The following is a 14,212-nucleotide window of genomic DNA, read 5'->3' as shown; positions in this document are numbered from 1 at the left end:
CATCCTTGGAGTTTGTTAATCGGGTTCCTATTTTATTCTAGTTATGGTTTTTTTATTCAGGAGAGTAAGCGTTACAAACTAAAACATATTAAAATTGTTCATAGATTGGAACATGCCTTTAGAGCTCTTGAACGAAGAAAGTTAATGGTTGTATAAATGCACACATGTGCATTTTTTCAGTTAAATTTTGGTTTTTTTAGTTTATACTACGCCACTCTGTAAAGGATAATGTATTTTAATTTATAAAAGGAATTAGTTAGTGACTTTGATTCAATCAGTTTTGAAATTACCACGCACCTATAAGCGCGCCATTTCACTATTAATAGATTCAGTATTTTTATTTTTAGCTTTTTGGTTAGCATTGTTCATGCGTCTTGAAAGCTTCTCTCCTCTATTTAAGCAAGATTACTGGCTAGTTTTTTCCTGTGTATTGCCGCTTAGTTTACTCGTTTTTGTAAAACTAGGTCTGTATCGTGCTGTTCTACGTTATATGAATATGCAAGCTATTTGGGCTATTGGCTTAGGCAGTGTTTTTTCTGCTGTATTAATCATTGGTTTTTCTTTCTTCTTTACAGCGGCTATGCCTCGTACTGTTCCTTTCATTTTCTTTAGTTTATGTTTGATATTGATTGGTGGTTCAAGAGTCTCGGTAAGAGCGATAATTAGCCACCCACGCTGGCATAAAAAAAACTCAGTCTTAATTTATGGTGCTGGCTCTGCAGGACGTCAGTTATCAACCGCTTTATCACAGGGGCCTGAATATCATGCAGTTGCTTTTGTTGATGATGATATTGCATTGCAAAGAACCGTTATTCAAGGTATTTATGTTTATGGCCCCGAGGAAATACCAAGCCTTATTAAAAGTAAAAGTATAGAAAAAATATTATTAGCAATGCCCAGTGCTTCAAGATCACGCCGTAAAGAAGTATTGAGTAAAATTGATTCACTTGGTGTGCAGATATTAACTATTCCTGGCATGGCGGATGTTTTGGATGGTAAGGCTAAGCTTGAAGAATTTAAAGATGTTGGTGTTGAAGATTTATTAGGCCGCGACCCAGTAGAGCCTAAACCTGAGTTAATGAATGCTAATATCGCGGGTAAAGTTGTTATGGTTACTGGCGCCGGTGGCTCTATTGGCTCTGAATTATGTCGCCAAATTATTCAGCTAAAGCCAGCTAAACTGGTTTTATTTGAGTCGTCTGAGTTTGGTTTGTATACCATTGATAAAGAGCTTAATGAATATAAATTAACACACGGTTTAATCGTAGAAGTATTGCCTATTATGGGCTCAGTGCAAAGAGTTAATCGCATTGAAACTGTGATGAAAAGTTTTGCCGTACAAACTGTTTACCATGCTGCCGCATACAAGCATGTACCATTGGTTGAGCATAATGTTGTTGAAGGTGTTAGAAATAATGTTTTTGGTACTTATCATGCAGCGCGTGCGGCAATAAATGCCAATGTTGAGACTTTTGTATTAATCTCTACCGATAAAGCCGTTAGACCCACTAATATCATGGGGACGTCTAAACGTGTGGCTGAATTGGTACTACAGGCGTTGTCTAAAACACAAGATACCACGCGTTTTTGTATGGTTCGCTTTGGTAATGTTTTAGGTTCGTCTGGATCAGTGGTTCCTTTGTTTAGAAAGCAAGTTAAGGGCGGTGGCCCGGTAACGTTAACGCACCCAGACATTACCCGTTATTTTATGACGATACCTGAAGCCTCTCAACTTGTTATTCAAGCCGGTGCTATGGGCACAGGTGGAGATGTATTTGTACTTGATATGGGCGAGCCAGTAAAAATTTATGACCTAGCCTGTAAAATTATTCACTTGAGTGGCTTTTCGGTTAAATCTGATAACAAGCCTAACGGTGACATTGTTATTAAATGTACTGGGTTAAGGCCCGGTGAGAAGCTTTATGAAGAACTTCTTATAGGTGATAACGTTTCAGGGACTAATCATGAGCGTATTATGAGTGCGCAAGAAGCCATGCTTGATTGGCATGAGCTAGAACCCTTACTAAACAAACTCGATAAAGCCTGTCATGCATTTGACCATGAGTTAATTCGTGAAATCTTGCTTCAGGGCCCAACAGGATTTAACCCCACCGATGGAATATGTGATTTAGTGTGGCTACAAAAAGAAAAAGGGCCGTTGAAAACAGCTGAAATTATCGCGTTGAAAAAAGTCACTTAATACGCCAATACTTTAAAGCTAATGGCTTGCTGTTTAAGTGCTCATTAAAATGTGGATGTTTATCGTTACTATGTTTTAAAAGCCATTCGGGGTTGAATGCTCAGAATGGTTTTTTCTAGTTATAGCAACACAAAGCCTATGATTTTTGTCGAGCCAAGTGTCGCAGCACCTGGCGATATTTTGCTCTACGACCTCTTATTATCAATAGTTAGAATTAACCTTGTTAGGATTTATTAAAATGAAGCACCGTATTTTATTTGTATTGGCTTTACTGCCTTGTTTTATTATTGCCGCTGAACCTGAGGCAAGTATGTCTTTTCAAGGGTATAGCGGACTAATAAATACCCCTACAGCAACATTGTTTGATGAAGGTACGCTTTACCTGAAATACAGTAACCAAGTTGAAACAAGGGATGGTTATCGAAACGGTGATAATTATAACTTTGGCGTCGGTTTATGGGAATATGTTGAAGTATCAGCACGATTAGCTGACTATAATTTCGGTGGAAAAGATGGTTTAACTGATCTATCAGCCAACATTAAAATAGGAATCCCTTTTATTCCAAAGGACTGGTTTAGTTTAGCGGTAGGTATTCAAGATCTGGGTGGCGCGGAAAACTTTTTTGATGCTAAGTATGCTGTGGCGACAAAAAACATCCTAGAAGACGTTAATATTTCATTGGGGATCGGACAAAGCGACTCAAACCAAGGGCGCCTTGATGGTGTTTTTGCGGGTGTTGAATGGCAGCCTTATCAATGGGTAAAGCTTTCAGCAGAATATGATGCAGCCGATACTCAATTAGGTATGCATTTATCTTCACCTAAAATGTGGTTGAGCAGCGGTATTCAATTAACGACTGAACTACTTATCTCTAGTAGTAACGAGGCATTAAAAGATGATGTTTATTATGGTGTAGGGTTAACTATACCGCTTGATTATGACGCAGGTACTCATCCATCTCAGCCAAAAAGTAAGCCGATAAACCATGGTAAAGTTGATAGTGAATTAGAACAAACGGGTGAATATGTAGCATTAGCTATAAATGATATCGAGTTAGATGATGATTATCGTTCAGGTGCACTTGAACGATTACGGTTAAGAAAATTACTGGTTAAAGAAGGTTTTGAATCAATCAGGGTTGCTGAAGCTGATGTAAATACGGTCTATGTAGAACTTGAAGATCACATTTATAACCGTAATAAAATAGATGGGCTTGGCGTTATTCTAGGGATTGTCAGCAAAAATATACATCATAATTACTCGCATTTTACTTTAGTGCTAAAAGAGCGAGAAATATCAACTTTAGTCGTGAAAGGTAGTATCGCCGAATATGATGCCTTCTTAAGAGATGATAAGCCTTTAAAAATTGATATATCAACCGATACTTTTGCCACTGAGCGATTGACCTCGGATGATGCTGATAATAGCAATAATTTTTGGCTAAAACCACGCTTTACCTTTTGGCCTGGAATAGCCTCTAGAGTGGGTACAGAGCTTGGCGCCTTTGATGCGTCTGTAGCCTTAATTAGCCACGTTGAATTACCCTTATGGCCTGGTGCTGCTTTAACCGCTGCACATGTTGCACAGTTTGCTGAAACCAAAAACTTTGAAGATGGTGAATATTTCGCTGATGATAAGCAAACAACAGGACTAAAAGAATATAGCTTTCATCAGACCTTTTCATTACCGTATTCGGTAAAAAATATGACTTTTTTTGGTCGCTATCGTGATACTTATAACTATGTAGCGAACGAAGCTCGTTGGCAAAGTGTTGGTGGTGCTCATAAATTAAACCTATTCACTGCAAGATATGAAAACCAATTAGTACCAACAGGCAGGGCTTACGCGGGGTGTAATATTTTAGCTTTGCGTTGTAGATCGCCAAAAGAACCTGCACCAAGAGAGGTTCTTATTGGTACGTATAAATATTATAACGCTCATCTTAATGCGACTGCTGAACTACAAGTAGGAAAGTACTGGCAACGCGATAAAGGTTTAATCTTTAAAGTAGAGAGAATGTTTGGTGATGTGTCGTTAAATTTAACCTATAAAAACACAAAAATTGATGGCGAAGAAGCTAATCAATTTATTGGTCTTGGTTTTTCAATACCGTTAACACCACGTAAAGATTACAATAATAAATACTTTCAAGTAAGAGGCAAGCCTAAGTGGAATTATTCAGTGAGTACGCTCGTTGGGAAAAGCCGGAATAGGCTAACACCAGGTACTGGCGATAACACTAAGCAGTTTTATAACCTTGATAGTGCCTTTTATAATCGTGATCGTTTAGGCAGTGAATATATTTATGAAAATTCGAATCGCTTAAAAGAGGCATATTATCAAGCGCGTTAATATGTTTACCATTATTAATAAATCCCAGTGATCATTTGAGTTGCTGGGTGTGGGATAAATTATTACACAGATAATAAAAACGGCTAAATAGCCGTTTTTTTGGTTATTGATAATTTAAGTTATTACTACTTTTTTTAAGCTTGTTCGTAAGCTTATAGCTAACGACATCTGTCTCTAATTCTCGATCTCCAATATCTTATCCCCAAACTTAATTTCGGAGATAACCATGAGAATTACACGTAGCCAAGAACAATAGCAAACCATCATTGAAGATCAGCAAAACAGTGGCTTAACAACATTTAATACCGTATAATTCGCAACCTTTAATAGGAAAGTGTCCTATTGTTATTCAAATAGTTAAGAATGGAAAATCTGCAAGTGCCAAATCAGAATCAATCGAGTAATAATAGTACTCAGCAATCCACTACACCGTTTTCTCCAGAAGTACTTTTGCTTTCTCAGCAACTTGCCGAAAAGAATAACTCAGACGATGAAATTGACTTAGCAGAATTATGGCGAGCCATATGGTCAGGGAAATATATTATTATCGTTATTTCATTTATATTTGCTGTTTCATCTATAGCTTTTGCCTTATCAAAACCCGATATCTATAAAGCGTCGATTTTATTAGCACCAGCCTCATCAGATTCTGCCGGTGGAATGGGGGCTCTTGCCGGACAATTTGGAGGTCTAGCTAGTCTTGCGGGTATTAGCTTAGGTGGCGGTGGAACTGATAAAACGGCTTTAGCTTTAGAAATTATAAAATCACGTGCTTTTCTTGAAACTTTTATTATTAAACATGAATTGTTAGTGCCATTAATGGCAAGTGAAAATTGGGATAGAGCAACGGACTCTCTCGTTATTAATAAAGAACTTTATGATAGTAAAAATAAAAAATGGCTCAGAGAAGTATCACTCCCTAAAACTTCAGCGCCATCTCCATGGGAAGCTTATCAACAATTTTTAAGCTTATTGACAATTTCACAAGATAAAGCAACAACACTAGTGACAATCGATATTGAGTTTTATTCACCTGATATTGCAAAAAAATGGCTTGTTTGGTTAATTACAGACGTTAACAACTTTATGCGAGAGCAAGACGAACAAGAGGCTCAGTCGTCTATTGATTATTTAACGAAACAACTTGAGAAAACAGAAGTAAGTGCAATGGAAACTGTTTTTTATCAATTGATTGAAGAGCAAACAAAAAATATGATGCTAACTAAGGTTTCAGCAGAATATGTGTTAAAAACGATTGACCCTGCTCAAGTGCCCGATACTAAGGCTAAACCTAAGCGTGCATTAATTGTAGTACTAGGTACAATGCTGGGTGGTATATTGTCGATACTTATCGTGTTAATCAGGCACTTTACCAAGAACAATAAATCTACTAAATGTAAGGACGAAAGTTTAGCGTAAGCTAATAGGAAATTATGATGGAAGTATTTATCTCTGCACTTACCGCTTTTTGCTTTGCCTTTATCGCAATTAAGTTCTTTAAACCGGTAGCAATAGAAGTTGGCTTAGTTGACAAACCCAGCGAACGAAAGTTACATGCTGGACATATTCCGCTTATTGGCGGAATTTCAATCTTTATAGCGGTACTTATGGCTAGCCTTTTATGGCTTCCTAATACTTTAGAACTTCGTATGTATTTAATTGCCTCAGCAATGATGGTTTTCATTGGTGCGGTAGACGACAAATTTGACCTAAAAGTACGTATTAGAATTATTGGGCAGCTTATTGTCGCTAGTCTGATGATTTATGGTGTAGGTGGTTATATTTCAAACTTAGGTAACTTGTTTGGTTTAGGTGATGTAACACTAGGCCCTGTAGGTATTATATTTACCTATGTCGGTATTATTGTTGTTATCAATGCTTTTAATATGGTTGACGGTATTGATGGCTTGATCGGTAGCTTAAGCATTAATACTTTTACTGCTATCGCTATTCTATTCATCATGAGTGGACAAATCGATTACGTGAGTTACCCGTTAATACTTGCTACGGCGACTATTCCCTATTTAATTTTTAATTTAGGTTTAGTGTCCAAAGCAAAAAAGATATTTATGGGTGACGCAGGCAGCATGTTCATTGGCTTGAGTGTTATTTGGTTACTTACTATGGGGACTCAAAATGAAAACGCCTCATTTAGGCCTGTAACCGCGCTGTGGATTTGCGCCATACCATTAATGGATATGTTAGCAATAGTGGTACGACGTTATAAAAATGGTAAATCACCTTTTAAGCCAGATAGAGACCACCTTCATCATATACTCCAACGTGTTGGTTATAGCTCACGACAAACTTTGGTTATTATCTCTATATCTGCAGTAGCAATGTCAATAATTGGTTTGGCGGGTGAATACTTTAATGTTCCGGATATCATTATGCTAATAGGTTTTATTTTTATCTTTGCATGTTATGTATTCGTTATTCGAAAAATAACAAAATTTGAAAAAGTTAAATAAGAAAACCTATTGATATGAATAAATAGAGGCGCTGGTGAAGGATATCGTCTCTTTGGTTACAAAGGGAGTGATACAATCTTTAGTCGATCTAAAAAGTGTCCTAATCACTGCAGAATTTTTCTCAGGTGGTTATTTTATCTGAGTGTATGTGTTGAAAAATTAAACACATACAATGGAGAAAAAATATATTTTTGAATTTTTTGAAGAGTGTCAATGGTTGTCATATGCATAAAAATAATTTAGTTACAATTTTCCCTAATACGCAAAACTTTCATTTGACCAAAGACGTAGGTCAAATCTGCCTAAATTTAGCTAGACACTTAAAACTCAAGCCGACTATATTAACCTATAAAAATGATCAGCAATATGATGCAATTAAGCAAGAAGTTAAAGGTTTGCATCTAGCTTTTATCAAAAATCCCTTGTTAATAAAATGGCTGGATTTTAAAGTTATATTTTACCTTATTAAAAATGCACGAAATATTGCATTGTTAAATGTATATCATCCATCAATTGAAAGTAAATTCTATTGTATTTTGTATAAATTATTAAACCGTAAAGGAATAGCTTATATGAAATTAGATTTAGATATTGAGTATGAAAAAAAACTGATAGCAAAAAAAGATGCAAGAGGGTTTTTAAATCGTCGAATCTTAAACTCATATGAAAATTTATTTAATCGCTTGGTTGATTATGTTTCAGTTGAAACAAATGAAGGTCTTCAACTTTTAACTGAGAATGATAAATACCCACTAAAGAAATTGATTAAAGTTTCAAATGGGGTAGACAGTAAATATATCAATGAACATTTTGGTGAGGTTAATTTTAATCAAAAAGAAAATATTATCATCACCGTTGGACGACTTGGTGTTGAACAAAAAAACACCAAGTTATTACTTGATGCATTAGAGAAAACAAACCTGCACGGCTGGAAAGTGTTCTTAATTGGTCCTGTAGAAAATACTTTTCAATGTGATATTGATAATTTTTATAAGAACAACCCTCATCATGTAAATAATGTGATTTTTGTTGGGGCTACTTCAGAACGAAGTCAGTTAATGGCGTATTATAAACAAGCAAAAATATTTATCCTTTCCTCTAATTATGAAGGTTTTCCTTTGGTGTTTCCTGAAGCACTACATTTTGGTAATTACATTATTTCTACTCAAGTTTCAGGGGCTCAAGATATAACTAAAAATGGTGTGTTAGGCAGCTTAACAAAAATCGGTTGTGTTAAAGAACTCGCGTCAGCAATTACCGAGAAAATATCTAGCGATATATCAGAACTAGAGTTTGAACAAATTTTAAAACACTCTGAACAGTACTTTACTTGGGATGCATGTTTGCATGAGTTGGTAGGAAAAATTAATGTTTCTTAAGAGGATAATTCAAAATACCTCGGTATATTTATTTGGTAGTGTTATAAGTCAACTTTTTAATTTGATTTTCGTTATTGTATTAATGGGTTATCTAACCATTGAACAGTACGGACAATATAGCTTGGTTATTGCCTTTGTAGCTCTGTTTGCTTTTATTGTAGATGGCGGGATGACTGGTTATATAATCAAAGAATACAATTCTAAAAATTTAAAAAACAATCTAAGTAGCGCTAAAAAATTTTATGGTGCGGTTTTGGGTTATCAAATAAGTCTATCTATAGTACTAGCATCAACTTTTTTATTTACAACCTACTTCTATAATAAAAACGATATTCTTACGTCTCTAATTGTATTTGGCTTAGGTACTATTTTCTCGGGGTTATTTTCACCTCTTTATGCTTTATTAATCGCCCAAGAAAGGAAAGGGGTTATCTTTATTAAAGATATTACTAATTCTATTATCCGGTTGTTATTTTTATTGTTAATACTATATTCCGACTCGCCTTCTTTCATTATTTACTTAGCTCCTTACTTAGCATTACTAGTCGGCTTTTCGATATGTGCTTACGTGTATCAAAATAATATAATCAATTTCTGTTTTTACTTCTTTTTTGATTTTAAAGAGTTGTATCGTATTCTGAAAGTTACTATGCCATTTCTTTTGTTATCTATCGCTAATATTATTTTTAATAAAATTGATGTCATTATGATTGGTGAATTATCTAGTATAGAAGAGGTCGCTATTTATTCAGGAGCTACTACTTTTATTTATCCTTTTATGTTTATTTCATCAGCACTGGTTATGGCTGTTTTTCCTATGCTAACTAATAATAGCAATCAAAAGGAGTCTTTTTTAAGTATTCAAAGAACGTCGATGATTATTTTGTCAACAGCTGGAATATTACTCAGTATAGTTCTTTATTTGTTGGCTCCTTTTTTATATAACGAGTTATATGAAGGTAAATATCTAGCGTCTAAAAATGTCTTTAATATCTTAGTTTGGTATCTAGCAATAGTGTTCTCTTATGGTGTTATAAATAATGCAATAGTTGCCAAAAACAAAATAAATTTTTTAATTTTTTTAAATATTATAATGATTATCATTAATATTCTATCTAATTGGTTCCTTATTCCTACTATGGGGGCGAGAGGAGCGGCTTTTTCAACAATTTTTTGTGAACTTATTGTTTTTATAACAGTGACTATTTATTACTATTTATCAATAAAGCCAACATTTAACACAGAAGAGAATAATGCATACAATTCTAGTAGTCCTATATAAACGCTTAGTTTCTGATTCTGAAACATTAACATCTCTTCTTTTATGTGAAAATATAAGTAAGGCTCGTTTAGTGCTTTGGAATAATGGCACAGATGGCATGGAAAATGTTTCTGAAACTGACTTGTTATCGCTTAAAAGTGTTTTTAATGACGTACAGTATATCAATACTGATGTTAATGAATCGCTATCAAAAATTTATAACCAGGTTGGGGATAACTACCTGCTTGAGCTTGATGATGTATTATCAATTTTTGATCATGATACCGTTATATCTAAATCTTTTGTATCGAATGTTGAGAGCATTGACAAAGAAGCATGCTTGATTTTACCAAAAATAGTATCAAACAAGTCTAGTTTAATAATATCACCGAGAAGGCAGAATAAGTTCTATCTCTTTACTAAATATCTATTTAGTGAGGATTTTAATAAAAATGATACGGGATATTTTCCAAGTCATCATTTATTTGCAGTAGGCAGCGGATTAACAATAACAAAAAAATTATGGGATGATAATTTACGCTTTGATAATAATACTATTTTTTATGGTGTTGATACTGAGTTTTGTAACGACTATCAAAACCACAATAAAAACTTTTACCTTTTATCTGATTGTTTAGTCCATGATGTGTCTTCAGAAACAGGTGAAAGTAAGATTATAACCAATTGGCGGTTTAATAAATATATGGATTATTGGAAGTATCAGTTGAAAAAGCATGCTAGTTTACCAAGTTTTGTTACAAATATTTATGTAGAGTTATATAGAGCAACCTACAACTTTTATTCTGCTTATATTAAAAAATAATATGCAACTAACTATTATCATACCTACTTGCAATCGAAGTGTAGAGTCTTTGACCCGTGCGATTGATTCTGTTATCAATCAGCATCTGTCTGATTTTGAAATTATTATTATTGATGATTCACCTAGATTAAATAATAAACTTAAGAGCTTAATTGTAGATAAATACAGCTCCTATAACTTGTACTATTATATAAATGATGGAATGCATGGCGTAGCCAATGCTAGAAACTTAGGTGTTGAGCTTGCTAAAGGTCAGTATGTTACCTTTTTAGATGATGATGATATGTACCTACCAGGAAGGTTAGTAAATATGTTGTCTGAAATGGAAAATAAACAAAATATCTTTGTATCTTCTGGACGTTTTTACGAAATAGGTGATTTCGCAGAAATTCATAACGTTCCATATCAATATATAGGAAAAATCAAATTAGAAGATATTAAGTATGCTAATGATATTGATATTGGCTTCATGGTGACTAGAAGTGACTTTCTTCGTATCGGTGGTTTTGACCCGTCGTTTACAAATCTAGAAGATTGGGACTTTGTTATAAGAATGCTAAAAGAGGGCAATGGTTATAAATTAGGCCGTTTAGATTATGCCGTAAATATTGATCCTAACAGGGAGCGTGTATCAACAAACGACTCTAAAGGTTATCGTGAACTCGCTCAAAAATATCAACAAGAATTTGGTTTGAAATGGTATTCAGTAATGTTGGCTACGGCTGATAGATTAGAAGGTAATCTATCATTAATAAAAACTATTCGATATGTGTTTCTGTCAGGTGTTAAATTACCATTTATCATATATTTAAAATATAAATTTCAATTTTTAAAAAAGTATCTTGCTAGATGACAATGGCTAAGACTAAAAACAAAAACCTTATGAATATAAAAAATATTTCATTAGAAAATATAGTAGCTTTTTTACTAACAATTTATATCTTTTTTTCGATATTTCTACCTCCTTTATTTCCAAAAAAAGTAATATTTATATTGGTTTTAACTATTTCTTTGATTTATGTGTATTTAAAAAAAAAATTAAGTCTAGTTATTATAAATCCCGTAATAATTTTTTTGTTTTTCTTGTTTTATTACTGTGTTGGTTACACCGTTCAAGATGGACCGTTAGCATTACAATTTTTATTGTTGACTGTATCACTCTTTATAATATTTACAGTTACTGAAATCCGTTATGATATAGAAGAAAACTTACAAACAGTGAGTATCATATTTTCTTTGTTAGTTATTTATATGTCTATGGGTTTTTTTTCTAACTTTATATCTATACCAATCCCGTTTACGGATCAGTTAATTGCTTTTTTTATTGATAATAAATTAGGTTATATTGGATTTAGGGCTTTTGGTAACTTTAAGCCGCCAATGCTACATTTTATTAGCTCTCCGATATTATTAGTTCCTTTGTTATTGTTGTTTGATAAGCTTGTAAGGGAGACAAAATTAAAAAATTTCATACTATTTTTAATTGTTTTAACGGCAATTTTACTTAGTGGTTCTCGAGGGATTGTTGCTTTCTCTTTAATAGGTATAATGCTTATTTACTTCTATAGGGTAGGAATTAAAACAAAATTAAGTCTCATCTTCATTTTAGCCCTTGCATGTGCTTTTATCATAACTAATTTAGAAACGGATTTTACTTTATTCTCACCTACTGAGAAGTCTAATAGCGTTAAAGTAGGGCACTTTATTTCATTCATAGAACAATTAAACGTTAAGCAAGTTATCGTTGGGGATGGTTTAGCATCACTATATTATTCAGTAGGTTTTGACAAAATCACAGGACAAACAGAAGTATTTCTTCTCGATTCAATAAGATATTTCGGCATATTGGGCACGTTGTTGTTTTTTTTACTTTTATTAATACCAATGAGGTTAAATAATAAGAATAAAATAACATTAATTAGAAGGTATAAACAACTTCCCATCTTATATTTGATATTTATTTTATATCTTCTTATGTCTTTTACAAATCCAATTTTACTAAACTCATATGGTATTCTTGTAATACTTTGGTTTTGGTCTAAGGTTCTTGAAATTAAGGAAGTAGTTTGAATACTTATTCAGTAATAGTTACATATAACCCAGATTGGCAGGCAGTTCGTTTATTAACGCATCAGCTTTCCGTATCTGGAGTCAGCACAGTTATTGTTGATAATAGTGAAGTTCCATTGAAGGATACAACTATCGATAACAGTAACATTATCTTTTTAGGTGAAAATAAGGGAATAGCAACAGCCCAAAATGTAGGAATTGATTATTGCCTTGAGCAAGATGCTGATATCATAGTTTTTTTTGATCAAGACAGTGTTATTTCTGAAAGATTTATCGAAAAATTAATTGCGCCTATATTAAATGAAAATGAAAATATAGTTGCACCCACTTTCGTTGATGCAGAAAAAGGCTTTATTTATCCAATAGTGTCAGTTTCAAAGTTTGGATTAAGAACAAAAATAATACCTTCTAAAAATTCTGCTTCTTTCTACACTAATACAGCTATATCAAGTGGTACAGCTGTTAAGACTTCTGTGTTCAATATAGTAGGGAAGATGCTGGATAATTTGTTTATCGATTATGTTGATACCGAGTGGTGTTTAAGGTGTCACCACGCTGGTATAAAGGTATTAATTTTACCAGACAATCAAATGATACATTCTATTGGTGATAAGTCTTTTAATGTTCTTGGCTTTACGGTACCTGTGCACTCTGCTTATCGAAGATATTACAGAGTGAGAAACTCTTTTGTGATGTTAAGGCTTAAACATATCCCGATTTTTTTGGGCATCAGAGAAGTTACATTCTCGATAATTCATCAATTGTTATTAGTCATAACTCAAAAAGGTAAGAGAAAAGAATATATTAAATATGGAGCAATTGGCCTTTTGCATGGTATCAAAGGAAGTAAAGGTAAGTTGGAATATATAAAAAAAACGGGTAAATAATGAACATTTGTATATCAGTTGTATCTCATTGTCATTTGGCTATTTTAAAAAAATTAAACACATTACCAATTCTTGCAAAAAATAAGAATATAATAATAAAACTGCAAGATAATTCTAATGAGCCCGGCTTACAAGAGTGGTGTTTAGATAATAATATTAATTATCAATGTAATAATCAGCAATTGGGTTTTGGTCAGAATAATAATATTGTTTTTTCAAGCTTTAAAAAAGAACTACCAACACTAGATAATGGCTATTTTGTGGTTTTAAATCCAGATGTAGCAATCAATGAAGCACAGTTATTTGAACTTATAACTACAATGAAAAGTAATAAAGCTAAGTTAGCTGCAATTGACCTCTATAAAGATATAGAGTTTAAAGATCCTGACAATTCCATACGGAATTTTCCAAAGCTATCTGATTTTATAAAGTCATTCATATTTAAGAACAATCCATCGATAATAAATAAAAATAAAATAGACACCCCTTGTTTCGCGCCATGGGCTGCAGGTTCATTTTTATGTTTTACTTTAAGCCATTATGAACAATTGGGAGGATTTGACGAAGGTTATTTTATGTATTGTGAAGATTTAGATATTTGTTATCGCTCCTCAATCCAATATAATGAACAGGTTTTATATTGCCCTAACATTAAAGCCATTCATTTAGCCCAGCATGCCAACAGGTCTATTTTTTCAATGCACTTTATTTGGCACATTACTAGTATTTGTAGATATTTTAAAAAACGAATTTTTGGAGTTTAGTATG

General features: G+C 33.4%; 11 protein-coding genes. All 11 read left to right on the top strand.

The genetic code is table 11. The features are described 5' to 3' along the window. The first annotated feature begins 259 nt into the window (after positions 1–259). The 11 genes from A3Q34_RS06125 (at position 260) to A3Q34_RS06075 (ending at position 14,208) form a co-directional block, all read left to right on the top strand. Complete coding sequence (locus tag A3Q34_RS06125; protein ID WP_070374557.1) at positions 260–2,200, top strand: polysaccharide biosynthesis protein; 1,941 nt, start codon at positions 260–262, stop codon at positions 2,198–2,200. A gap of 238 nt (positions 2,201–2,438) precedes the next feature. After that, positions 2,439–4,553: a YjbH domain-containing protein gene (locus A3Q34_RS06120; protein ID WP_070374556.1), complete on the top strand. Its 2,115-nt coding sequence runs from the start codon at positions 2,439–2,441 to the stop codon at positions 4,551–4,553. 378 nt (positions 4,554–4,931) lie between these two features. Further along, positions 4,932–5,972, top strand: coding sequence for a Wzz/FepE/Etk N-terminal domain-containing protein (locus A3Q34_RS06115; protein ID WP_231907439.1), 1,041 nt, complete (start codon positions 4,932–4,934; stop codon positions 5,970–5,972). Positions 5,973–5,989: 17 nt separating this feature from the next. After that, on the top strand, positions 5,990–7,024 hold the full coding sequence (wecA, locus tag A3Q34_RS06110; RefSeq protein WP_070374555.1) for a UDP-N-acetylglucosamine--undecaprenyl-phosphate N-acetylglucosaminephosphotransferase: 1,035 nt from the start codon (positions 5,990–5,992) through the stop codon (positions 7,022–7,024). A 224-nt stretch (positions 7,025–7,248) separates the two neighbouring features. Beyond that, entirely contained in the window at positions 7,249–8,403 is a 1,155-nt protein-coding gene (locus A3Q34_RS06105; protein ID WP_070374554.1) for a glycosyltransferase family 4 protein, read from the top strand. Then, the gene (locus A3Q34_RS06100) at positions 8,393–9,685 is read left to right on the top strand and encodes an oligosaccharide flippase family protein (protein ID WP_070374553.1); all 1,293 of its coding nucleotides are present in this window, start codon (positions 8,393–8,395) and stop codon (positions 9,683–9,685) included. The genes A3Q34_RS06105 and A3Q34_RS06100 overlap by 11 nt, the downstream gene beginning before the upstream one ends. After that, complete coding sequence (locus A3Q34_RS06095) at positions 9,657–10,487, top strand: hypothetical protein (RefSeq protein WP_070374552.1); 831 nt, start codon at positions 9,657–9,659, stop codon at positions 10,485–10,487. Before A3Q34_RS06100 ends, A3Q34_RS06095 begins: the two co-directional genes overlap by 29 nt. A 1-nt stretch (position 10,488) precedes the next feature. Beyond that, entirely contained in the window at positions 10,489–11,340 is an 852-nt protein-coding gene (locus tag A3Q34_RS06090) for a glycosyltransferase family 2 protein (protein WP_083277917.1), read from the top strand. A gap of 2 nt (positions 11,341–11,342) precedes the next feature. Continuing rightward, positions 11,343–12,557 (top strand): hypothetical protein, encoded by a 1,215-nt coding sequence (locus A3Q34_RS06085; RefSeq protein ID WP_157470847.1) that lies wholly within the window; start codon positions 11,343–11,345, stop codon positions 12,555–12,557. Then, positions 12,554–13,444: a rhamnosyltransferase gene (locus A3Q34_RS06080; protein WP_070374549.1), complete on the top strand. Its 891-nt coding sequence runs from the start codon at positions 12,554–12,556 to the stop codon at positions 13,442–13,444. The genes A3Q34_RS06085 and A3Q34_RS06080 overlap by 4 nt, the downstream gene beginning before the upstream one ends. Further along, entirely contained in the window at positions 13,444–14,208 is a 765-nt protein-coding gene (locus tag A3Q34_RS06075) for a glycosyltransferase family 2 protein (RefSeq protein WP_070374548.1), read from the top strand. The genes A3Q34_RS06080 and A3Q34_RS06075 overlap by 1 nt, the downstream gene beginning before the upstream one ends. The last annotated feature ends 4 nt before the right edge of the window (positions 14,209–14,212 follow it).

The organism is Colwellia sp. PAMC 20917 (assembly GCF_001767295.1).
Taxonomy (GTDB): domain Bacteria; phylum Pseudomonadota; class Gammaproteobacteria; order Enterobacterales; family Alteromonadaceae; genus Colwellia_A.
Note: the sequence above shows the minus strand (reverse complement) of the source record. Positions and strands in the feature narration are given on the sequence as shown.